Origin of the sequence: Mesorhizobium sp. WSM3224 (assembly GCF_000427725.1) — a bacterium.
In the GTDB taxonomy this organism is placed as follows: domain Bacteria; phylum Pseudomonadota; class Alphaproteobacteria; order Rhizobiales; family Rhizobiaceae; genus Mesorhizobium.
Window position 1 is genome coordinate 307,008 of the sequence record NZ_ATYO01000004.1, and the last position, 21,242, is coordinate 328,249.

20 protein-coding genes and 1 tRNA gene are annotated in these 21,242 nt (G+C 64.8%); 10 read left to right on the forward strand and 11 right to left on the reverse strand.

Features of this window, described 5'->3' with window-relative positions; genetic code table 11:
• Positions 1-48: 48 nt before the first annotated feature.
• Genes YU3_RS0110310 through YU3_RS0110325 form a run of 4 tightly spaced genes read right to left on the reverse strand, consistent with a single transcriptional unit; the run spans position 49 to position 4,122 of the window.
• A complete protein-coding gene (locus YU3_RS0110310; RefSeq protein ID WP_027166160.1) occupies positions 49-1,233 on the reverse strand; it encodes a substrate-binding domain-containing protein in 1,185 nt (394 codons plus the stop codon).
• Positions 1,234-1,258: 25 nt separating this feature from the next.
• The gene (locus tag YU3_RS0110315; RefSeq protein WP_198021654.1) at positions 1,259-2,386 is read right to left on the reverse strand and encodes an extracellular solute-binding protein; all 1,128 of its coding nucleotides are present in this window, start codon (positions 2,384-2,386) and stop codon (positions 1,259-1,261) included.
• 20 nt (positions 2,387-2,406) lie between these two features.
• Positions 2,407-3,567 carry a CaiB/BaiF CoA-transferase family protein gene (locus tag YU3_RS0110320; protein WP_027166162.1) on the reverse strand — a complete coding sequence of 387 codons (1,161 nt, stop codon included), beginning with the start codon at positions 3,565-3,567 and terminating at the stop codon, positions 2,407-2,409.
• Positions 3,568-3,570: 3 nt separating this feature from the next.
• Positions 3,571-4,122 (reverse strand): MaoC family dehydratase, encoded by a 552-nt coding sequence (locus YU3_RS0110325; protein ID WP_027166163.1) that lies wholly within the window; start codon positions 4,120-4,122, stop codon positions 3,571-3,573.
• 306 nt (positions 4,123-4,428) lie between these two features.
• Here YU3_RS0110325 and YU3_RS0110330 point away from each other — a divergent pair, with 306 nt between their 5' ends.
• A complete protein-coding gene (locus YU3_RS0110330) occupies positions 4,429-5,535 on the forward strand; it encodes a lactonase family protein (protein ID WP_027166164.1) in 1,107 nt (368 codons plus the stop codon).
• Positions 5,536-5,554: 19 nt separating this feature from the next.
• Here YU3_RS0110330 and YU3_RS0110335 read toward each other — a convergent pair whose 3' ends face one another.
• The 3 genes from YU3_RS0110335 to YU3_RS0110345 form a co-directional block, all read right to left on the reverse strand.
• On the reverse strand, positions 5,555-5,911 hold the full coding sequence (locus YU3_RS0110335; RefSeq protein ID WP_245273471.1) for a hypothetical protein: 357 nt from the start codon (positions 5,909-5,911) through the stop codon (positions 5,555-5,557).
• 144 nt (positions 5,912-6,055) lie between these two features.
• Positions 6,056-6,131 (reverse strand) — tRNA-Ala (locus YU3_RS0110340).
• A gap of 164 nt (positions 6,132-6,295) precedes the next feature.
• Positions 6,296-6,694 carry a TIGR02300 family protein gene (locus tag YU3_RS0110345; RefSeq protein ID WP_027166166.1) on the reverse strand — a complete coding sequence of 133 codons (399 nt, stop codon included), beginning with the start codon at positions 6,692-6,694 and terminating at the stop codon, positions 6,296-6,298.
• A gap of 195 nt (positions 6,695-6,889) precedes the next feature.
• On the opposite strand from YU3_RS0110345, the gene aroA reads away from it, so the two are divergent.
• From aroA to rpsA, 3 genes are all read left to right on the forward strand, one after another.
• Positions 6,890-8,248: a 3-phosphoshikimate 1-carboxyvinyltransferase gene (gene aroA, locus YU3_RS0110350; RefSeq protein ID WP_027166167.1), complete on the forward strand. Its 1,359-nt coding sequence runs from the start codon at positions 6,890-6,892 to the stop codon at positions 8,246-8,248.
• Positions 8,249-8,331: 83 nt separating this feature from the next.
• Complete coding sequence (cmk, locus tag YU3_RS0110355; RefSeq protein WP_027166168.1) at positions 8,332-8,982, forward strand: (d)CMP kinase; 651 nt, start codon at positions 8,332-8,334, stop codon at positions 8,980-8,982.
• A 206-nt stretch (positions 8,983-9,188) separates the two neighbouring features.
• On the forward strand, positions 9,189-10,886 hold the full coding sequence (gene rpsA / locus YU3_RS0110360; RefSeq protein ID WP_027166169.1) for a 30S ribosomal protein S1: 1,698 nt from the start codon (positions 9,189-9,191) through the stop codon (positions 10,884-10,886).
• A gap of 182 nt (positions 10,887-11,068) precedes the next feature.
• Here rpsA and YU3_RS0110365 read toward each other — a convergent pair whose 3' ends face one another.
• From YU3_RS0110365 to YU3_RS0110380, 4 genes are all read right to left on the reverse strand, one after another.
• Positions 11,069-11,776, reverse strand: coding sequence for an SDR family NAD(P)-dependent oxidoreductase (locus YU3_RS0110365; RefSeq protein WP_027166170.1), 708 nt, complete (start codon positions 11,774-11,776; stop codon positions 11,069-11,071).
• A gap of 243 nt (positions 11,777-12,019) precedes the next feature.
• Positions 12,020-13,600, reverse strand: coding sequence for a 5-guanidino-2-oxopentanoate decarboxylase (locus YU3_RS0110370; RefSeq protein ID WP_027166171.1), 1,581 nt, complete (start codon positions 13,598-13,600; stop codon positions 12,020-12,022).
• 10 nt (positions 13,601-13,610) lie between these two features.
• Positions 13,611-14,282, reverse strand: a complete 672-nt coding sequence (locus tag YU3_RS0110375) for a TetR family transcriptional regulator C-terminal domain-containing protein (protein ID WP_027166172.1) — start codon at positions 14,280-14,282, stop codon at positions 13,611-13,613.
• Positions 14,252-15,124 carry a dimethylarginine dimethylaminohydrolase family protein gene (locus tag YU3_RS0110380; RefSeq protein ID WP_027166173.1) on the reverse strand — a complete coding sequence of 291 codons (873 nt, stop codon included), beginning with the start codon at positions 15,122-15,124 and terminating at the stop codon, positions 14,252-14,254. Before YU3_RS0110380 ends, YU3_RS0110375 begins: the two co-directional genes overlap by 31 nt.
• 211 nt (positions 15,125-15,335) lie before the next feature.
• On the opposite strand from YU3_RS0110380, the gene YU3_RS0110385 reads away from it, so the two are divergent.
• The 6 genes from YU3_RS0110385 to YU3_RS0110410 all read left to right on the forward strand — a co-directional run bounded on the left by YU3_RS0110385 (position 15,336) and on the right by YU3_RS0110410 (position 21,242).
• The gene (locus tag YU3_RS0110385; RefSeq protein WP_027166174.1) at positions 15,336-16,151 is read left to right on the forward strand and encodes an ABC transporter ATP-binding protein; all 816 of its coding nucleotides are present in this window, start codon (positions 15,336-15,338) and stop codon (positions 16,149-16,151) included.
• Between the two features lie 53 nt (positions 16,152-16,204).
• Complete coding sequence (locus tag YU3_RS0110390; RefSeq protein ID WP_027166175.1) at positions 16,205-17,002, forward strand: transporter substrate-binding domain-containing protein; 798 nt, start codon at positions 16,205-16,207, stop codon at positions 17,000-17,002.
• Positions 17,003-17,165: 163 nt separating this feature from the next.
• Positions 17,166-17,876 carry an ABC transporter permease subunit gene (locus YU3_RS0110395; protein ID WP_156913441.1) on the forward strand — a complete coding sequence of 237 codons (711 nt, stop codon included), beginning with the start codon at positions 17,166-17,168 and terminating at the stop codon, positions 17,874-17,876.
• Positions 17,876-18,685 carry an ABC transporter permease gene (locus tag YU3_RS0110400; RefSeq protein ID WP_027166177.1) on the forward strand — a complete coding sequence of 270 codons (810 nt, stop codon included), beginning with the start codon at positions 17,876-17,878 and terminating at the stop codon, positions 18,683-18,685. Before YU3_RS0110395 ends, YU3_RS0110400 begins: the two co-directional genes overlap by 1 nt.
• Before the next feature lie 88 nt (positions 18,686-18,773).
• On the forward strand, positions 18,774-19,775 hold the full coding sequence (locus YU3_RS0110405) for an Ldh family oxidoreductase (RefSeq protein ID WP_027166178.1): 1,002 nt from the start codon (positions 18,774-18,776) through the stop codon (positions 19,773-19,775).
• Between the two features lie 483 nt (positions 19,776-20,258).
• Positions 20,259-21,242, forward strand: coding sequence for a complex I NDUFA9 subunit family protein (locus tag YU3_RS0110410; protein WP_027166179.1), 984 nt, complete (start codon positions 20,259-20,261; stop codon positions 21,240-21,242).

Consider the following 21,242-nt stretch of genomic DNA (forward strand, 5'->3'; position numbering starts at 1 on the left):
CCGAAATGGAGAAGCCGGCCCCTCAAGAAGAGCCGGCTCCACAAAACATCACTTGGCGCAGGCGTCCGGCACCTTGGCGTAGTCCCAGCCCTTGGTCGGCGCGGGATTGGTGAAATAGGCGTCGAGCACGTCCTCGGGCATCGGGTCCGTCGGCGGCACCGGGAAGACCGAAACGGCATCCGGCGTCATGCAGTCCTTGTACCATTTGCCGAGCTCGGCGGCATGCACCGGCGGAATCGGGATCAGCAGCGTGTTGAGCTTCGGCTTCTGGCCGTCGAGCATACGCTCGCCGACACGGAACAGCGTCTGCGCCGTCCAGCCCGGCAGCACGGCATGGCCCTCGAAGCGGTACTTGTCGGGATTGGCCTTCCAGTAGCCGAGCGCGTCGCCGGTGATCGAGCCGGTGATCAGCGGCGCCGGCCGCCCGGCTTCGGCAAAGGCCTCGGCCACGACGCGGCTCTCGCTGCCGGTCGTCCACACCGCATCGATCGGCGCCGGATTGGTGGCGATCGCCTGCAGCACCACCGTCTTGGTGACATTGGCCGTCCAGTTGCCGTTGACGGTGCGCGCGATCTTGAGGCCCTTGTTCTCGGCGAGCGCCTTGTCGGCGCCCTGCTTCTCCTGGACCACGATCGGATGACCGGCGATGCCTTCGACCACCAGCACGCTTGAGTCAGGCTTTGCCTTGCCGATCGCGGTCATCATGTCATAGCCCCAGCGGGCATAGTTGGAATCGACATTGATGGCATTGGGGCTGGTGATCGAGCCGGCCGCCGTGATGAAGGGAATCCCTGCCTTGGCCGCGGCATCCACGGCATCGTCGAGCGCCGTCGCCGAGCCGGGGATCGAAGTGATGATCGAGCATTTCTTGTCGATGAAGGCGCGGATCTGGTTGATCTGCTGGCTCGGGTCGTTGTTCGAATCCGATACCTCGAAGCTCGACACCGTGCCGTCGGCGATGAGGCCATCGACCAGCCGCTTCAGTTCCTTGGTGACCGACACGCGCCACGGATTGCCCTGGTAGCTCTCCGAGTGGCACCACTTCCACGGCTTTGCCGGCGGCGTGAAATTATCCCAGGCCGACGGCAGCACTTTCTGCGGCGCGCCGTCATATTGCGCCTTGAGATCGGCAGGCAGGCCGTCAATCACCGATTTCACGTCCGCGGCATGAGCGGCGAGCGGGATTGAGACTATAGCAGTTGCGGCGAGAAGGCCGCGTATCAGGCTGGTCATTTTTTCCTCCCTTGGTGCACTAGAACTAGCCGGCGGCAGCCGGCGCGAAACTCTCCCGGAACAGGCGATTGATGTCGGCAACGACGCGACGGGCGTCCTGCCGGCCGGCAAGGCCTTCATTGATGCGGTCGGAGGCCTGCCGCTGGAAAGCCAAGTAGCCGTCATGGCGCGGACGCACCCAGGCGCCTTCGAGCGTCGCCCGGGTGGCGCGATAGAAGTCACCGGTCGCGGCGTTGACGGCGTCATCCTCCCACGCCGCGGCATGGCCGGGCTGGCCGCCCGCGGCCGCGTAGGGGCCGCGCTGCACGTCGCCCCCGGCGATCCAGTAGGCGAAGTCGATCGCCGCTTCGCGAGCGGCGGAAAAGGCGGAGACGGCAATGCCGGTGCCACCGAGCGCCGAGCCGACCGGGCCGCTGCCGCCGGCGACAGGCATGTCTGCAAAGGCGAGGCGGTGCGGCCGGAAACCCGGCACTGCGTAGGGAACATAGCCGTAGACCAGCGGCGCGCAGGCAATGGGCGAGCCGGATTGTGCCATCCTTTCGAACACGGCGATCGGGTCCATCGCCAGGCAGGCGGGATCGACCAGCGCCGCGATCTCGCGCAGCATCTCGAAGGCGGTTTCGCCGGTCTCGCCATCGACCATGTCGCCCGGTCCCTCGACCGCGCATGGCCGGCCGACATCGGCGGCTAACGTGAAAAAGCACATTAGCGAATGCGGCGGCCGGAGCGGCAAGAGTACGCGGCCCTGCTCGGCAAGCGCCAGCACTTCGGTCCAGATCGTCGGCGCGGCTTCGATCAGGTCGGGCCGCCAGGCCTGCACCTGGGTCGCGGCATCGATCGGGAAAGCCCATTGCCGGCCTTGCCAGGTGTAGCTCGGATAGGACCGGCCAACACTTGCCTGCGCGAGCGCCTCGCGTTCCGCCTCGCGTCCAGGCACATCGAGCGGTGCCAGGCACTTTTCGGCAGTGATCTGGCCGACATGCGGATGGTCGATGACGATCAAATCATAGGCGCGGGCGAGGTCTTCAACGGGAAAGGATTCGAAATCCTGCAGCGAGCGCTTTTCCCATTCGATCGAGACACCGGTCTTTTCCTTCCACAGCGCCGAGCACGCCACCATCGGGTCATAGCCGCGCGGATGGCTCCAGGTCATGCCTTTCAACGAAACACCGCTCACAGGCCGAACTCCGCGCGGATTTTTTCGCTGTGCTCGCCGATGCGGGGCGCTGCCCGATCGACCTTGGCGCGCGCGCCGTCGACACGCAGCGGCGTGCGCGTGGTGAGGATCGAGACGTTGTCCTCGCGCGTCACGGTCTGCAGCATGTCGAGCGTCTTGAAGCCGTCGCTTGCCATCAGTTCCGGCCAGGTCAGCACCTTGGCGCACCAGACGTCGGCGGGCTCGAGAACAGCCAGCCATTCGTCGATGGTCTTTCCAGCGATGCGGCCGGCGATGATCGCCTTGATCTCGTCGCGGGCGGTGAACCAGGTCGCCGGCTTGTCGCGGAACGGGTTCAGCTCAGGCAATTCGAGCAGGTCGGCAATCTTCGGTATCGGCGTCATGGCGATCGCCAGGTAGCCGTCCTTGGCCGGATAGACGCCATAGGGCGCCGAGAGATAGGCGTGCGCGCTGCGGAAGGACGAGCGCTTCGGCAGACGGCGGCCGTCATTGAGATACGTGGTCAGCACCTCGAACTGGAAGTCGATCAGCGCCTCAAGGAGGCTGGTTTCGACATGGCCGCCCTGGCCGGTGATGCCGCGCCGTACCAGCTTGGCAAGGATGCCTTGCGCGCTAGCCGCGCCCGCCAGCATGTCGGCGATCGCCAGGCCGAATGGCACCGGCCCCTGCTCCTCATCGCCGTTCAGCCACATCACGCCGGAGCGTGCCTGTGCCAGCAGGTCCTGTCCCGGGCGCTTCACCCACGGTCCTTCCTCGCCATAGCCGCTGATCGAGGCGTAGACGAGCCGGGGGTTGATCGTGCTCACATGCTCATAGTCGAGGCCGAGCCGTTCGATGACACCCGGCCTGAAGTTCTGGATGAGCACGTCGGCCTTGGCGATCAGCGCGCGAAGCATGGCAAGATCGGCGTCGTTCTTGAGGTCGACGGCAAGGCTTTCCTTGCCGCGGTTGATGGCGTGGAAAATGGTGGAATCGCCGCCGATCTCGGTGTCGCTGAGATAAAGCCGGCGCGACAGGTCGCCGCCATCGGGCCGCTCGATCTTGATGACGCGCGCGCCAAGGTCGAGCAGGCGCAGCGAGCAGTAGGGGCCCGACAGGAACTGGCTCATGTCGACGACGACGAGGCCGGTCAGCGGAAGTTCTTTTTCAGCGGCCACGGTTCACTTCTCGGTCTTGCCGACAAAGTCGGCCGGGTTCTTGTATTTCACCGTCTGCAGATGCTCGCAGTAGAGCACCAGCTCTCCTTCACCCTTGAAGACTTCATAACTGGCGCGGATCAGGCCCATGTCCCGGTAGCGCGGCTTCTTGTCGAGGTTGGTGCGGATCGAATAGATGGTCTCGCCGATGAAGACCGGCTTGATGAATCTGAGCTTGTCGTAGCCGTACGAAAAGGCGTTGACGCAGTTGGTGGCTACCAGGCCGAGACCGGCCGAAAAGACGAAGGCGCCTGCCACCAGCCGCCGGCCGAAGATGCCTTCGCTTTCGGCGAACATCTGGTCCTGCACGTAAGGGTGGATATCCAGCACCAGCGCATTGAACATATGGCTTTCGCCCTCGGCGATGGTGCGGCGGAGCGAACGGATTTTGTGGCCGACCTGCCAGTCCTCGTAGAACCAGTTTTCCGAGTTCCAGACCGGTATTTCGGCATGCGCCTCAGGCATATCTGCTGGATGCGTCGAGGCGACGCCGATGGTCGGCGAGAAGGTGCTCATGCCTCGCTCCGGAAGGTTCCGGCGCGACCTGCAAGGCTGTTCCGGGCACGATGCCGGATGGCGAGATGCATAATCGCTTTCCTCCCGTCAATTTTCTTTTGTGAATAATATTTTCACATATGGGATTGCCTTGCAAGCGATGATCGGCGAAATTTTTGACAGCCGGCACAAGCGGAGGAGCCGCCGGCCCCTAAGCAGGCATTCGCGGGCAAGCCCACGAATGCCTGCTTAGGGATTGTTGTTTTTCGCAGGTTCTCTTCGCAAAACCGTAGGACACTTTGCGGAACCTGCTTGGGAGGAAGATCGATGCAAAGCGCCTGTCTTGTGTTTGTCGGCAGCCTCAACCGCGAGGCGCCCTATTTCCAGGGCGCGCGCGGCGTCGGCCTAAGCGTCTACGCCTTCGACGAGGCGATGCTTGCCGTGCAAAAGCTTGCCGAGACCAACGAGGTCGACAATCCGACATTCCTGTCGGTGACGCCCGACGGCTCGCGCATCTATGCCAATTCCGAAGTCTTTGCCTGGCGCGAGGGAACAGTCTCGGCCTATGGCTTCGACCGCGCCACCAGTTCACTCGCCTACATTAACAAGCAACCCTCGCTCGGCAGCATCACGGCGCACAACACGATCACCCGTAACGGCTCCAAGCTGCTGGTGGCGAATTACGGCATGGGAAGCGGCGGCCCGGACAAGGCGGTCGCGGTCTTCGGCTTCGACGAAGACGGCGGCCTGACCGCGCCGCTGGCGAGCGTCGCGCATTCCGGCACCGGCACCAATGCCGATCGGCAGGAGCGGTCGCATGCCCACAGCGTCACCGAGACCATCCAGGGCGGCGTCGCCATCGTCGCCGATCTCGGCATCGACCAGCTGGTCTCCTACCGCATCGAGCCAGACGGCACTCTGGTGAAGCTCGCCTCCTCGGCACTCGCGCGCGGCGCCGGACCGCGCCACGTCGCGCTGCACCCGGGTGGCCGCTTCGTCTTCGTCATGAACGAGCTGGACTCGACTGTCGTGTCGCTGGCGCTCGATCCCACCACGGGCCGGCTCGAACCGATCGACGCCAAGCCGGCGGTGCCCGAGCAGGCGCGAGCGCATAATCACTGCGCCGACATCCAGATCTCACCCGACGGCCGCTTCATCTATGGCTCCAATCGCGGCCATGACAGCGTCGTCATCTTCGGCGTCGATCAGCAGTCGGGGACGCTGGATCTGGTCGATTTCACGCCCTGTGGCGGCGCGACGCCGCGCAACCTGGCGCTGACGCCATCCGGCAGGCATCTGTTTTCGGCCAACCAGAATGCCGACCGTATCTCGATCTTCGCCAGGGACGAGACGAGCGGCCGGCTGACCGATACCGGCCATGCTATCGAAATCGGAACGCCGATGTGCGTGCGGATCACACGGGACCCGCTTTAATCTTAGCGGCTGATCTTGTTCACTGGCTGACCCGGGCGAACGAGCCGGTATAGGTCTGGTCGCCAAGCGTGTAGGCAACGTCGAGCGTTCCCTCGGACGGCATCGTGGCGGTGATGTCCGCGCCGTTCGGCAGGCGCCCCAGCTTCAATCTGTTTCCGACAATCCGGCCGGAGCCGTCGGCGACGCCCGGCTTGTTGTCGGCCAGATCGCCCCATGCATAGCTGACCGTCACCTGGCCGCCGGAGGACACCGTCAGCACCGCCAGCCTGCCGTCATACATGCCATTGAGCTGCCCCGCCCATATGCCGGAGAATGCGGCGTATCTGGCCGGAACGCCCTTGCCGGGAGGAACGATCGCAACCGCCTGATCCAGCACAGCCGAACTCGGTGCGGGAGCGGCAACGGCGGCCGGGGCAGGTTGGAGGTCAGCAACAGGCTGCGAGTTAGCAACAGGTTGTGTGTCTGGGGTAGATTGGCAGGCAACGAGCGCAAATGCCGCCAAGCCAAGCAAGAGACTGTTTGGTGGAGCCAATCGGGATCGAACCGACGACCTCTTGAATGCCATTCAAGCGCTCTCCCAACTGAGCTATGGCCCCACTCCCGGCAGTCAGCCGGCGCCGTTTCCGGCGAAGAGATCCGGCGCGGTTGGAAACCGTGCCGTCGTTTAGTGCTGGCGGCTTCTAGCGCCGCCTTCGGTCAAGATCAAGCCTTCGAAGGCCGCTTTTTCGTCACAGGCCAAAATGGCCGGCAAACGATCGAATCAGACCTCGTCATCGTCGTCGCCGACGCCGATCATGTCGGCGACGTCGTCGTCCTCTTCCTCTTCGTCGGCAAGGAAGGTGTCGTCGTCATCGTCGCCGAGATCGACGTCATCCTCGTCATCGCCGAGATCGGGAAGATCGTCGGCGCCGCCCTTGGCTTCGTCATCGGCCTCTTCGAGCGAGACGACTTCGGCGCCTTCTTCTTCCTCGGCGTCGACTTCCTTCTCGGCGACCTCCTCCTCCTCCTCTTCGACGGCGGAAATCTTGCCTTCGTCGAAGTAGGAACGCGGATAGCTCTTGCCGGTATAGGGCGAGACGATCGGGTCCTTGTTCAGGTCATAGAATTTCCGACCCGTTTCGGGGTCGATGCGTTTGGTGCCAAGTTCAGCTTTTGCCACAGCAAGCCTCGTCAATAAAAGAACGGTCCCCTTAGCCGCAGTTTGCGGCGCTGTCAAAGCCTAAAGCCGGCGTCGCAAAAGCCCGCATTCGAAGGCCTCGCGCAAGGGGATGACCATTGCGGCGCGCCGTGATACGAGACCGCCGCAGCATGACGAACTGAGCCGGCCAGCCGGCATTTCATTTGGAAGACAAGGATGTCTCACTCCGCCGCCGCCAAGCCAGCCACGGCCCGCAAATCCCCTGCCCTTTCCGGCACCGCGCGGGTGCCGGGCGACAAATCGATCTCGCACCGCTCGTTCATGTTCGGCGGCCTGGCCTCCGGCGAAACCCGCATCACCGGCCTGCTCGAAGGCGAAGACGTGATGCGCACCGGTGCTGCCATGCAGGCGATGGGCGCGCATATTGAAAAGAAGGGCGCCGAATGGGTGATCCGCGGCACCGGCAACGGCGCGTTGCTGCAGCCCGAAGGCCCGCTCGACTTCGGCAATGCCGGCACCGGCTCGCGACTGACCATGGGGCTTGTTGGCCCCTATGACATGGAGACGACCTTCATCGGCGATGCCTCGCTTTCCGGCCGGCCGATGGGCCGCGTGCTCGACCCGCTGCGCCAGATGGGCGTGCAGGTGCTGAAGGCAGCGCCGGGAGACCGCATGCCGATCACGCTGCGCGGCCCGAAGCATACCGCCCCCATCACCTATCGCGTGCCGATGGCGTCGGCCCAGGTGAAGTCGGCGGTGCTGCTCGCGGGCCTCAACACGCCGGGCATCACCACGGTGGTCGAACCGGTGATGACGCGCGACCATACCGAGAAGATGCTGAGGGGCTTTGGCGCCAACCTGACGGTGGAGACCGACGAGCGCGGTGTGCGCCACATCTTCATCGAAGGCCAGGGCAAGCTGACCGGACAGACAATCGCCGTGCCCGGCGACCCCTCCTCCGCAGGCTTCCCGCTGGTGGCGGCGCTTATCGTGCCGGGCTCCGACATTGTTATAGAGAACGTGCTGATGAATCCGACCCGCACGGGACTGCTTTTGACCCTGCAGGAAATGGGCGGGCGCATCGACGTCCTCAACCCGCGCAATGCCGGCGGCGAGGATGTGGCGGATCTGCGGGTGCGCTCCTCCGACCTCAAGGGCGTCGTGGTGCCGCCGGAGCGGGCGCCGTCGATGATCGACGAGTATCCGGTGCTGGCGGTCGCCGCGAGCTTTGCCGAGGGCGAGACGCTGATGCAGGGGCTGGAGGAGTTGCGCGTCAAGGAATCCGACCGTCTGGCGGCGGTGGCCACCGGGCTGAAGCTCAACGGCGTCGACTGCAGCGAGGGCGAGGCTTCGCTCGCCGTGCGCGGCAAGCCGGGCGGCAAGGGGCTGGGCGGGCATCCGAATGGCCAGGATACGACGGTGCAAACCCATCTCGACCACCGCATCGCGATGAGTTTCCTGGTCATGGGGCTGGCGACGGAGAAGCCGGTGACGATCGACGATGCGAACATGATCGCAACGAGCTTTCCGGAGTTCATGGGACTGATGACGGGACTGGGCGCGGAGATCGAGTGACGGGCGATGAGCATGAGCCGACTTGAGACGCTGACGGAACGCTCGCCTTATTCAGCGCGCTTTTCGATCACGGCGACCCACCAATGACCCACGCCTTCACCATCGCCATCGATGGCCCCGCCGGCGCCGGCAAGGGCACCCTGGCCCGCCGGCTGGCCGACCACTACCGGCTGAACCTGCTCGACACCGGCCTCACCTATCGCGCGGTGGCCCACAAGCTGCTCGAACTCGGCCTGCCGCTCGACAATGTCTCGGCGGCCGAAACCGCGGCCCGGCAGGTCAACCTGTCGAACCTCGACCGCACCGTGCTTTCGGCGCATGCGGTGGGCGAGGCCGCCTCGAAGGTCGCGGTGATCCCCACTGTCCGGCGCATCCTGGTCGAAAAGCAGCGCGCTTTCGCCAAGGCGCCGCCGGGTGCGGTGCTCGACGGCCGCGACATCGGCACCGTCGTGTGTCCCGACGCCGACATCAAGCTCTACGTCACGGCAAGTGCCGAGGTGCGGGCGCAGCGCCGGCTGGCCGAGATCGAGAGCATGGGCGGCAGCGCCGATTTCGCCACCATCCTTGCCGATATCGAGCGCCGCGACGAGCGCGACATGGGTCGAACAGACTCGCCGCTGAAGCCGGCGGGAGACGCGCACTTGCTTGATACCAGCGAAATGGCTATAGAAGCCGCGTTTCTGGCGGCGATGGCGATCGTTGACGAGGTCCTTGCCAAGAGAAACAAGGCCTGATCCGGGTTTTCTCCGCGTTTGCAATTGCCGAACGCCGGAAAAATGCCCATATCGGGCACGAACCAGCCTGCCAGCATTCTTTATGCGCCGGACTTGCCGCTCAAATAGCGGCCAAGGGCTCTTGAGCCCGGAACGCCGGCAGGCTCACGCAACGCTAACCCACGGCGCCCGCTCCGCGACAGACGCGGGGTATTCCAGGAGAAACAATGTCAGTAGCTAATCCGTCTCGCGACGATTTCGCGAGCATGCTCGAAGAATCATTCGGCGCCGGCCATTCCGGCGAGGGCCAGGTTGTCCGGGGCACGATCACCGCGATCGAAAAGGACATGGCCATCATCGACGTCGGCCTTAAGGTCGAAGGCCGCGTGCCGCTGAAGGAATTCGGCGCCAAGGGCAAGGAATCCTCCCTCAAGGTCGGCGATACCGTCGAGGTCTATGTCGAGCGTATCGAAAACGCGCTTGGCGAGGCCATGCTGTCGCGCGAGAAGGCCCGCCGCGAAGAGAGCTGGGTGCGTCTCGAAGAGAAGTTCACCAAGGGTGAGCGCGTCGAAGGCGTCATCTTCAACCAGGTCAAGGGCGGCTTCACCGTCGACCTCGACGGTGCCGTGGCGTTCCTGCCGCGCAGCCAGGTCGATATCCGCCCGATCCGCGACGTCACCCCGCTGATGCACAACCCGCAGCCCTTCGAGATCCTCAAGATGGATCGCCGCCGCGGCAACATCGTGGTGTCGCGCCGTACCGTGCTCGAGGAAAGCCGCGCCGAACAGCGTTCGGAAATCGTGCAGAACCTCGAGGAAGGCCAGGTGGTCGAAGGCGTGGTCAAGAACATCACCGATTACGGTGCATTCGTCGACCTCGGCGGCATCGACGGCCTGCTGCATGTCACCGACATGGCATGGCGCCGCGTCAACCATCCGACCGAGATCCTCAACATCGGCCAGACGGTCAAGGTGCAGATCATCCGCATCAACCAGGAAACCCACCGTATCTCGCTCGGCATGAAGCAGCTCGAGAGCGATCCGTGGTCGGATATCGGCACCAAGTTCCCGATCGGCAAGAAGATCAAGGGCACCGTCACCAATATCACCGACTACGGCGCCTTCGTCGAGCTGGAGCCGGGCATCGAGGGCCTCATCCACGTTTCTGAAATGTCGTGGACGAAGAAGAACGTGCACCCCGGCAAGATCCTGTCGACGACGCAGGAAGTCGACGTGGTGGTGCTCGAGGTCGATCCGGCCAAGCGCCGCATCTCGCTCGGTCTCAAGCAGACGCTGGAGAATCCGTGGGAAGCCTTCGCGCGCAGCCATCCGGTCGGTAGCCAGGTCGAGGGCGAGGTCAAGAACAAGACCGAGTTCGGCCTGTTCATCGGCCTCGAAGGCGACGTGGACGGCATGGTTCACCTGTCCGACCTCGACTGGACCCGTCCGGGCGAGCAGGTCATCGAAGAGTATAATCGTGGCGACATGGTCAAGGCGCAGGTGCTCGACGTCGACATCGAGAAGGAGCGCATCTCGCTCGGCATCAAGCAGCTGGCCCGTGACACGGTCGGCGAAGCGGCGACCTCTGGCGAACTGCGCAAGAACGCCGTCGTCACCTGCGAGGTCATCGGCGTGAAGGATGGCGGTCTGGACGTGCGGCTGGTCGACAGCGGCATCGAGACCTTCATCAAGCGTTCCGACCTTTCGCGCGACCGCGACGAGCAGCGCCCCGAGCGCTTCACCGTCGGCCAGAAGGTCGATGCCCGCATCATCGCCTTCGACAAGAAGACCCGCAAGCTGCAGGTCTCGATCAAGGCGCTGGAAATCGCCGAGGAAAAGGAAGCGGTCGCCCAGTACGGCTCGACCGACTCCGGCGCCTCGCTGGGCGACATCCTGGGCGCGGCGCTGAAGAAGCAGGGCAGCTAAGCCTCTTCGCCTGGCGAACAACAAAAACCCCGCCGGAGCGATCCGGCGGGGTTTTCTTCTGTCTAAGGCGCGTCGGGCTGAAACGAATTCAGGCGACGCACTTTAAGTCTTTGTTTTGATGCATGCCGTTGTCCCAGAACCGCTGCACACTTCTGGGCGACATGCATTAGATATCCGTGAGGTCAGGCGCGGCCGTAGAGCGGCACCAGCGTGCCGCTCATCACCTGGTTGGTGGGCGAGGCGAGATAGGCGATCGCTTCCGCCGCAGCCTCGAGGCTGACCCATTTGCCGAAATCGGCGTCGGGCATGTCGGCGCGGTTGGCCGGCGTGTCGAGCGTCGAGGGCGCCACGGCGTTGACCAGAATGCCCTTGTGCTTCAATTCCTCGGCCATCGCCACGGTCATCGCCGCCACCGCCGCCTTGCTGGCGGCATAGGCGACTTTGCCGGCTCCGCGCCTTGGGTCGACCCCGGCGCGCGCCGTGACATTGACGATCCGGCCCGCGGTGCCAGACGCCAGCATCGAGCGGATAGCAGCGCGACAGCACAGGAAGGCGGTGCGGGCATTGGTGTCCATCATCTCGGCAAAGGATGCCGGTTCGATCTTTTCGACAGGCGCCGCGGTGAAACCGCCGGCAAGGTGGATCGAGGCCCAGAGCTCGGGCACCTGGTGGTAGAAGGCATCGACCTTGGCCGAATCCGACAGGTCGACATTATGCGCCAGATGCACGCTGGCGTGGGCTGCGTAAGGAAAATGCGGCGGGGCCGCCGCGTGGGCATTGGGCACGTGGCAGATCGCGCCTTGTTCAAGCAACCTGCCGACAACCGCGCCGCCGAGCGCACCAGTGCCGCCCGTCACCACGACATGCCTGCCGTTCAGCGTTTCCGTCATACTTCGACTGCTCCTGTCACTTTTTATGATTATTCTTTTGGTTATACCGCCCCAGATTGGAACGTCGCGCCTTTCGCGTTGTCACTCAATTGAAATATCGACATGGCAGGCGCAGCGTCTTTGCATGCGTCTGGCCGGTCGCGGGCCACATCAAACGCCCGCCGCCTGGAATGGATCGAATCATGAGATCGCCGGTGCGCCAGCCTGGGATCAACGCGGCAGCCGCACCGGTCGCCACGTCCTTCAGTCGACGGTGATTTCAATGACGCGCGGCTTGCCGGACGCCCGCGCGCGCTTCAGCGCCTCGGCAAGGCCGCCGACCCCGGCCAGCCGCTCGGCCTCGATGCCATAGGCCTCGGCGAGCTTGCAGAAATCCGGCGGCGCCGGCGACACGCCGACCGGCTCGACGCCGACATCGAGCATCGAGGTTTCGATCTCGCGATAGCCGCGATTGTTCCAGACGACGAAGATCACCGGCGCTTCGGCGTCGAGCGCGGCGCCGATTTCCGGCAGGGTGAACTGGAAGCCGCCGTCGCCGGTGAGGCACACCACCGGCGCCTCCGGCACGGCCAGTGCGGCGCCGATCGCGGCCGGCGGACCGTAGCCCAGCGCACCGAAGCCGGTCGCGGCGTTGAACCAGCCGCCGGGACGGTCGTGGTCGTAATAGAGGTTGGCGGCGTAGATCGGCTGGGTCGAATCGCCGACGACGATGGCGCCCGGCAGCGCGTCGCGGATCATCTCCACGGCGCGTACCTGCGCCAGATAGTCGGGCTTGAGTTCGGCCCGCGCCGCCGCGCACGCTGCGGCTGCGCGAGCCTCGCCATCCCTTGCCGCCACATGGCCAGGCCCGATCGCGGCAAGCAAAGCCTCGATCGCTTCGGCGCAATCCGCCTGGATGCCGACCGTCACCGGCCGGCGCGCGATCTGGTCGGCGCCGATGTCGATGCGGATCAGGTTGTTCGGCAGCACGAAGCCGCCGTCGCCATAGCCGTCATAATCGGTCGGGCCGAATTCGGTGCCGGCGGCAATCACCAGATCGGCGTCGGCCATCAGCGCGCGCACCGCTTTGAGGCTCGGGCTTGCCGGCACGCAAAGCGAATGGCCATGCATGAGACCGCGCGCATTGGTGGTCTCCACCACGGGCGCGCCGAGTGTCTCGGCAAGGCGCCGCAACGCAGCGTCGGCCTTCTTGGCGCCGCCACCTGAAAGGATGAGCGGGCGACGGGCGGCCTTGACCAACTTCGCCGCTTCGGCAATCGCCGCCTCGTCCGGCGCCGGCGATACGGTATTGGTCAGCACTGCCACGATGCCATCGGCGGGCTTGACCATGACATCGGTGGGAATCTCGATATGGACCGGCCCCGGCCGCGCCGACGAAAACAGCGCGAAGGCGCGGGCGAGCGCGCCGGGCAGCTGCCCGGCCTCGGTGACACGCTCGGAAAAAAGCGCGACCTTTTCCATCATTCCGCGCTGGTCGGGCAGTTCATGCAGGAAGCCCAACCCCTTGCCCAGCGTATCGGTGGCGTTGACGCCGGAAATGACCAGCATCGGCACCGAATCGGCGCGCGCCTGACCCATCGCGGTGATGGTGTTGGTGAGGCCCGGTCCGGTGATGACGAAGGCGACGCCCGGCCGACCGCCGGCCCGCGCATAGCCGTCGGCCATGAAGCCGGCGCCCTGCTCGTGGCGCGGCGTGACATGACGGATCTTCGAGCGCGCCAGGCCGCGATAGAGTTCCACCGTATGCACGCCTGGAATGCCGAAGACGGTATCGACGCCATGCGCTTCGAGCAGGGTGATCAGCGCTTCGCCGATGGTGGTCATTGGTTTCTTCTCACTTTTCCTGGAATTGCTCTAGCGGCGCGAGGCCGAGTTCGGCCTCGACAGCCTTGATGCCGATCGCCGCCAATTCGCCGGGCGAGAACATCTCGCCGGCCAGGCAGCCTTCGATCCAGAGCCCGTCGATGATCGCATTGATGGCGATGGCATGGTGACGCAGCTCGCCCGCGTCCGTCTTGCGTCGTTCGGCGGCGAGCACTTCGGCCACGACCGCTTCCACCTCGTTGCGAAAGCCGAGGTAGCCTTCGCGGTGGGCACGGGCGAGCGTCGAATCCGCACCGGCGCGGCCGATGAAGGTTGCCCAGAGCGAAAACACCCGCGTGTCGATGATCGGCGCATTGAGGTTGGCGGTGACGAAAGCCGCAAGGCGTCGGCGCGGCGAGGCATCTTCCATGACCAATGCCGCTTTCGCCTGTTCGGTCATGCGACCGACCAGCGCAGTATAAGCTTCCTGCAGCAATTCTTCCTTGCCGGGAAAATAGTGCCGGATCAGCCCAGCGGTGACGCCGGCGCGCAATGCGATGGTGCGCAAGGTGGCGCCCTGCAGGCCATGCTCCGCCACGCTGTCCAGGGTCGCTTCGATCAGATCCTGCCGCCGCCGCTCCTCGCCCTCGCGACGGAACTTACGGCGCGCATTCATTGCCGCAGGATCGGCCGCGTCAGGCATGTCGGGCCGCCTTCGCAGGCGATGCAGAGCGCATCCGCCTCGAAGATCTCAACCGTGCAGCCTGCGGCTTCCATCGCGGCCTTGGTCTTGGGAAAGCCTGCGACGGCAATGACCTTGAGCGGGCTGGTCGGCAACACGTTCAGGCTGAGGCCATTGGAAGCCGCGAACTCTTCGGCGTCACCTTCGACCAGCCTGATGCCGCGCGCCTTCAGCATCTGATAGAACGGGGCCGGCAAAAGCGGTGAATAGACCAGTGCCAGGTCGTCGGCCAGCGGGCTGATCACCGACATCAGATGCAGGCACGCCTCTTCGCCCTGCCACAGCGGCAGATCGAAGCCGTAGACGGAAACGCCCAGCGGCGCCAGCAGGTTGGCAACCTGCTGGATGCCTTCCTGGTTGGAGCGGACACCGCGCCCGATCGCCAGCGTGCGGGCGTCCACCCACACACAGTCACCGCCTTCGACCTGGCCGGGAGCCTCGACGCGGCCGAGGATCGGAATGCCCAGCCTTGTGTAGGTTTCCTCATGCAGCGAGGGCTCCCTGGCGCGCAATGGCTTGCCCATGGACAGGATCAGCGCGCCGCGGTCGGTCATCAGCGACGGGTCGTGTGTGAACACCGAATCCGAAAGTGCGTCGGCCTTGTCCTCGATCCATTCGATTTCGGCGCCGGAAGCCGCTACCAGCTCGGCAAGGACCGCATGCTGCGCGGCTGCTTTCGCCGGGTTGAACCCGGGGCCATAATGCCAGGCGGCCCTGTCGGCGTCGCGCATGGCATTGGCCGCCGAACGCATCAGCACGCGCTGCAGCGGCGCCGCCATGGACTGTGATCCGAAAGCGCTCATCGATGCCCTTTTATGCTGAAAAAAACCGAGAAAATTTCATGGAAGGCTATTTATACACTTGCACAACAAGGCCGCAAGTGCCGTAATGGGCGGGATTGACGGGCTCGCGCTGTCGGGTCCATGCTGAAAGCAGGAGCGGAACAGTATAGCGTATGTTGATTAGCCGGATGGACGTTCGACGACCTGCCGTCGGCCATATGGAGGTCACCCGGTGAGCGCGGTGGACGCTGCCGAAGTCCGATCCGGCGAGGCGCAGAACGGCGCCGCAGAAGCGATCCACGTCGAAAACCTGCACAAGAAATTCGGCCAGCTGCACGTGCTGAAAGGCGTTTCGCTGTCGGCGCGTGACGGCGAGGTGATCGCCATCATCGGCGGCTCCGGCTCCGGTAAATCGACGCTGCTGCGCTGCATCAACTGCCTGGAAAACCCGACCAGCGGCATCATCCGGGTCAATGGCGAGGAGATCAAGCTCAAGGCCGACAGCCATGGCCACACCGTTCCGGCCGACCGCAAGCAGATCGAGCGCATCCGCTCCAAGCTCGGCATGGTGTTCCAGAATTTCAACCTGTGGAGCCACATGACGCTGATCGAAAACGTCATCGAGGTCCCGGTGCATGTGCTCGGCGTCAAGCGCAACGAGGCGATCGTCCAGGCCGAGAAGCTGCTTGCCCGCGTCGGACTGGCGGAGAAGCGCGACGTCTATCCGGCCTTCCTGTCCGGCGGCCAGCAGCAGCGCGCCGCGATCGCCCGGGCGCTGGCGATCAATCCGCGCGTCATGCTGTTCGACGAACCGACCTCCGCGCTCGATCCCGAGCTGGTCGGCGAGGTGCTGAAGGTGATCGGCGACCTGGCGCGCGAGGGGCGCACCATGGTGCTGGTGACGCATGAAATGAAGTTCGCCCGCGAGGTCGCGACACATGTCGTCTACCTCTACAACGGGCTGGTCGAGGAGGAAGGCCCGCCGGAACAGCTGTTCGGCGCACCGAAATCCGAAAGGCTCAAGCAGTTCATCCGCAACATCGGCTAGGACAGGCCGAGACGGAAGAAAACCGGGAACCAACAACAAACTGGGAGTTTGAAATGAAGACTGTTCTGAAGACATTTGCCGCAGCGCTGCTGCTGGGTGTCGCCGCGATGGGCGTGGCGAAGGCCGATCCGGTGAAGGTCGGCGTCGCCGCCGAACCCTATCCGCCCTTCGCCTCGCCGGATGCCTCGGGCAAGTGGGTCGGCTGGGAGATCGAGTTCATCGACGCCGTCTGCGCCGAGGAGAAGCTCGACTGTGTCATCACCCCCGTCGCCTGGGACGGCATCATCCCGGCGCTGACGACCAAGAAGATCGACCTTATCGCCGCCTCGATGTCAATCACCGCCGAGCGCGAGAAGACGATCGCCTTCTCGGACAAATACTACAACACCCCGACCGGCATCATCGGACCGAAGGACCAGAAGTTCGGCGCCACGCCTGAAGACCTCAAGGGCAAGGTGGTTGGCGTCCAGGTGTCGACCGTGCATGCCGTCTACGCCAAGAAGCACTTCGGTGCCACGGCTTCCGAGATCAAGGAATACCAGACCCAGGACGAAGCCAACCAGGATCTCGCCGCCGGCCGCGTCGACGCGGTGCAGGCCGATGCCATCGCGCTTGGCGAGTTTCTGAAATCCGATCAGGGCAAGGCGTGCTGCGACATGAAGGGCAACGTGGCTCCAGATCTCGAGGTCCTCGGACCTGGCGTCGGCGCCGGCCTCCGCAAGGAAGACACCGAGCTGAAGGACAAGATCAACGCCGGCATCAAAGCCATCCGCGCGAACGGCAAATATGCCGAGATCACCAAGAAATACTTCGACTTCGATGTCTATGGTGACGACCCGCAGTCGAACTGACATCGCCAAGGCATGAGCAACAGCCGCACGGCATCGCGCCGTGCGGCTTCGCCGAAACCTGTCCACGCACGCTTGCCGCTGACGAGACTTGACAGCGGCTGACGCCAGCAATCCGGGGGCGAAGCTGATCGACGCCTTTCTTCCGGCCTCCGCGGCCGGCATCATGGAACTCCTGTCACCCGTGGCGCCCGGCTGGGGCGGCACGCTGCTGGTCGGCCTGCTGCATTCGGTCGAGATCGCCATAGGCGCCACCTGCCTTGGCCTGATGATTGGCACCGCCGGCGCCTTCGGCAAGCTCTATGGCGGCCCGGTTACCCGCGATCTGCTCGCGGTCTACACGACCGTCGTGCGCGCCGTGCCGGAACTGGTGCTGATCCTGCTGCTCTACTACGCCGGCACTGACCTCATCAATCAGGTGCTGACGGCGATCGGCTATCAGCGCATCGACATAAGCGGCTTGGCGGCCGGCATTTTCGTGCTGGGTTTCGTCCAGGGCGCCTATTCGACCGAGGTCATCCGCGGCGCCATCCTCGCCATCCCGCAAGGCCAGATCGAGGCCGCCCGCGCCTACGGCATGTCGCCGGGCCTGATGCTGCGACGCATCACGCTGCCCGCGATGTTGCCCTTCGCCATTCCAGGCCTGGCTAACCTGTGGCTGATCGCCACCAAGGACACAGCGCTGCTCGCCGTCGTCGGCTTCTTCGAACTCACTCTGGCAACGCGACAGGCGGCCGGCGTGACCAAAGCCTACCTTCTTTTCTATCTCGCGGCCGGCGCGCTTTATCTTGCCCTGTCGCTCTTTTCCAACCTGATCATCGGCCGTGTCGAGGCCTGGTCGCGGCGCGGCATGCCCTCCGTCAAGGAGGCGCGCTGATGTCAGCCGAAGCCACCGCGATCAACATGGCGGCGCGCGCCTCGATCTGGCTCAAGCCGCACCGCATCGTGCTGATGCTGATCGCGCTGGCGCTGGTTCTCTGCGCCGCCTTCTTCATGCGCTGGGACTGGCTGCCGCAATATTGGGAAATGGGCCTGATGGGCCTCTGGCGATCGCTCTGGATCCTCGCCGTCACCTGCGCGCTGGGCTTTGCGCTTGCCGTGCCGCTCGGGCTCGCCCAGGCAGGCGGACCGATATGGTTCTCGGCACCGGCGAAGGTCTTCTGCACCATCATCCGCGGAACGCCGCTGCTGTTGCAGCTCTGGCTGCTCTATTACGGCCTCGGCTCGATCTTCCCGCAATATCCGTGGATCCGCGAGTCCTGGATGTGGCCTTATCTGAGACAGGCGTGGCCCTACGGCGTGCTGGCGCTGACCTTGTCCTTTGCCGGCTATGAGGGCGAGGTGATGCGCGGCGCCTTCGCCGGCGTGCCAAGAGGCCAGCTCGAGGCCGCCCGCGCCTTCGGCATGAGCCGCTGGAAGATCTTCCGCCGCATCTGGCTGCCGCAAGCCTTCTACCGGGCGCTGCCGACATTGACCGGCGAAACGGTGCTGCAGCTGAAATCGACCCCGCTGGTGGCGACGATCAGCGTCATCGATATCTTCGCCGTCTCCTCCAAGGTGCGGCAGGACACATACCTGACCTACGAGCCTTTGCTGCTGCTGGCGCTGATCTATATGACGATCACGGGTATTCTCGTCTTTGCCTTCAGCCGGATAGAGGCTCGGATTCCGGTAAAAATCGGCTAGAAGCAAGTGGCGAATAGGGAGTAGCGAATAGCGGGCGGTTCGCTGGCTCCCCTACTCGCTATTCCCTATTCGCTTAGAGGCAATCACCATGCAACTCACTCTCGACCAGGCAACAGGCCTATGCCGGATGGCGGCGCTCGGCGCCGGCGCCAATGAGGAGGCGGCGCGGTCGCTCGCAGCCTCGATCATCGCGGCGGAGGCGGAGGGCCTGGCGACGGTCGGGCTGTCGCATTTCATCGATTATCTCGAAGCGCTCGAAGCGGGCCGCATCGACGGCAACGCCGATCCTGTGATCACGAGGCCAGCGCTCGCGGTCTATCTCTCCGACGCGCGCGGTGGGCTTGCCCATACCGGCTTCGACCGCACGATCGACGACCTGGTCAAGGCGGCAAAGCTGTTCGGTGTGTCGATCTTCTCGCAAAAGAACGCCTATACATGCGGCGCGCTTGGCTATTTCACCGGGCGGCTGGCCGAACAGGGGCTGGTCTCCTTCGCCGCCACCAACGGGCCGGCGGTGCTGGCCGGCTCCGGCTCCATCAAGCCGGTCTATTGCACCAATCCGATGTCGTTCGCGTCGCCCGCCGCCGACGGTCCGCCGCTGGTCATCGACCAGTCGTCGAGCGCCACGGCCTTCGTCAACATCCGCAAGGCGGCCGAAGAGGGCAAGAAAATCCCGGAAGGCTGGGCGCTGGATGCCAGCGGCAACCCGACCACCGATCCGGCGGCGGCGATGAAGGGCGCGATGCTCGCCTTTGGCAGCCAGCGCGGCGCCAACATCGCGTTGATGGTCGAGGTGCTGGCGGCGGGCATTTCCGGCGCCAACTGGTCGCTCGACGCGCCATGGTTCTCGGGCGGACCGGACAGCCCCGCCACCGGCCTCTTCGTTCTCGCCATCGAACCCAAGCTGCTCGATCCGGAATTCGAGCAGCGCATGAAGGACCAGCTCGACCGGCTGCGGCGGCGCTATGGCGTGCACATTCCCGGCCGCTCGCGTGCCGAGGCCGCCGAGAAGGCAAAGGCACGCGGCATCACCACGTCCAAGGCAGTGGTGCAGCGCATTTCGGAATTCGCCGAGCGTTATTCGGCCTGATTTGCCGCGCTGTTGAACCTTTTCCCGGCCTGACACGACCCATATCCGGCACCCCACGCCGCGAGCCGTCTTGGTTGGCTTCGTCCGGCTCGCGGTTGGCGGCGCCGCGCCGGGCGTTCAGGGCGGAGGCGGGCGTGCTTGCTTCACGCCACCTTGATACCGTCTCAGGTCAGGCCGCCTCGTTGGACCCTGCTTCGGCGTGGACACTGCCCGGAAAACCCCGCTTCGGCGGGGTTTTCTGTTTTCTCAAGCGCGTCGCGCTGAATGGATTCAGGCGACGCGCTTTAAGTCTTTGTCTTGATGCATGTCGTTGTCCCAGAACCGCTGCACACTTCTGGGCGACATGCATTAAAGACGCGGCTGGGAGCCGCCTTCCGGGCAAGCTCAAAAACAAGGCGGCGGCGACCTCCGGTCGCGCTTTGCCTTTGGCGAGAAACGGATTAAGAAACGGCTTCAGCCAAGCATTCGCGCGTGGAGCCAGTCATGACCGAAATCCTGCAGACCCCCAAGCTCGTCGTCGTCTTCGGCGGCTCGGGCTTCGTCGGTCGCCATGTCGTGCGGGCGCTGGCCAAGCGCGGCTACCGCATCCGGGTCGCCTGCCGGCGGCCCGACCTTGCCGGCCATGTGCAGCCGCTCGGCAATGTCGGCCAGATCCAGCCGGTGCAGGCCAATGTGCGCGTGCGCTGGTCGGTCGACCGCGCCGTGCAGGGCGCCGACCATGTCGTCAACCTGGTCGCCATCCTGCATGAGACGGGCCGCCAGAAATTCGGCGCGGTGCACGATTTCGGCGCGCGCGCCGTCGCCGAGGCCGCACGCGCCGTCGGCGCCGGCCTCACCCACATCTCGGCGCTCGGCGCCGATCTCAATTCGCCGTCCGACTACGCCCGCACCAAGGCGCTCGGCGAAAAGGCCGTGCTCGACACGATCGGCGACGCCGTCATCTTCCGGCCGTCGATCAATTTCGGACCGGAGGACAGCTTCTTCAACCGCTTCGCCAACATGGCGCGCTACTCGCCGGTGCTGCCGCTGATCGGCGGCGGACAGAACAAGCTGCAGCCGGTCTATGTCGGCGACGTCGCCGAAGCGGTGGCGCGTTCGGTCGACGGCACGGTCAAGGGCGGCCAGGTCTATGAGCTCGGCGGCCCGCAGGTTCTGACCTTCAAGGAATGCATGGAAGAGCTGCTCTTGGTCGTCGAGCGCCGCCGCCTCCTGGTGCCGGTGCCGTTCTGGGTGGCCAACATCCAGGCGTCGATCCTTCAGCTACTGCCCAATCCGCTGTTGACCAAGGACCAGGTGCTGCAGTTGCGCGAGCACAATATCGTTTCGGCCGAAGCCGCGAAGGCCGCCAGGACACTTGCCGGCCTCGGCATCCAGCCGCAGGCGATCGCCAGCATCCTGCCCAGCTATCTCTGGCGCTTCCGCGCCGCCGGCCAGTTCCAGCAGCGCCGGCCGATCGCCGACCGGTAA

Excerpts from the sequence above, each read along its gene's own strand:
- YU3_RS0110330 (WP_027166164.1), top strand. The coding sequence starts at position 4,429 with ATGCAAAGCGCCTGTCTTGTGTTTGTCGGCAGCCTCAACCGCGAGGCG.
- aroA (WP_027166167.1), top strand. The coding sequence starts at position 6,890 with ATGTCTCACTCCGCCGCCGCCAAGCCAGCCACGGCCCGCAAATCCCCT.
- YU3_RS0110365 (WP_027166170.1), bottom strand. The coding sequence starts at position 11,776 with ATGACGGAAACGCTGAACGGCAGGCATGTCGTGGTGACGGGCGGCACT.
- YU3_RS0110380 (WP_027166173.1), bottom strand. The coding sequence starts at position 15,124 with ATGAGCGCTTTCGGATCACAGTCCATGGCGGCGCCGCTGCAGCGCGTG.
- YU3_RS0110310 (WP_027166160.1), bottom strand. The coding sequence starts at position 1,233 with ATGACCAGCCTGATACGCGGCCTTCTCGCCGCAACTGCTATAGTCTCA.
- YU3_RS0110395 (WP_156913441.1), top strand. The coding sequence starts at position 17,166 with ATGGAACTCCTGTCACCCGTGGCGCCCGGCTGGGGCGGCACGCTGCTG.
- YU3_RS0110370 (WP_027166171.1), bottom strand. The coding sequence starts at position 13,600 with ATGACCACCATCGGCGAAGCGCTGATCACCCTGCTCGAAGCGCATGGC.
- YU3_RS0110325 (WP_027166163.1), bottom strand. The coding sequence starts at position 4,122 with ATGAGCACCTTCTCGCCGACCATCGGCGTCGCCTCGACGCATCCAGCA.
- rpsA (WP_027166169.1), top strand. The coding sequence starts at position 9,189 with ATGTCAGTAGCTAATCCGTCTCGCGACGATTTCGCGAGCATGCTCGAA.
- YU3_RS0110410 (WP_027166179.1), top strand. The coding sequence starts at position 20,259 with ATGACCGAAATCCTGCAGACCCCCAAGCTCGTCGTCGTCTTCGGCGGC.
- YU3_RS0110400 (WP_027166177.1), top strand. The coding sequence starts at position 17,876 with ATGTCAGCCGAAGCCACCGCGATCAACATGGCGGCGCGCGCCTCGATC.
- YU3_RS0110405 (WP_027166178.1), top strand. The coding sequence starts at position 18,774 with ATGCAACTCACTCTCGACCAGGCAACAGGCCTATGCCGGATGGCGGCG.
- YU3_RS0110375 (WP_027166172.1), bottom strand. The coding sequence starts at position 14,282 with ATGCCTGACGCGGCCGATCCTGCGGCAATGAATGCGCGCCGTAAGTTC.
- YU3_RS0110390 (WP_027166175.1), top strand. The coding sequence starts at position 16,205 with ATGAAGACTGTTCTGAAGACATTTGCCGCAGCGCTGCTGCTGGGTGTC.
- YU3_RS0110315 (WP_198021654.1), bottom strand. The coding sequence starts at position 2,386 with ATGACCTGGAGCCATCCGCGCGGCTATGACCCGATGGTGGCGTGCTCG.
- cmk (WP_027166168.1), top strand. The coding sequence starts at position 8,332 with ATGACCCACGCCTTCACCATCGCCATCGATGGCCCCGCCGGCGCCGGC.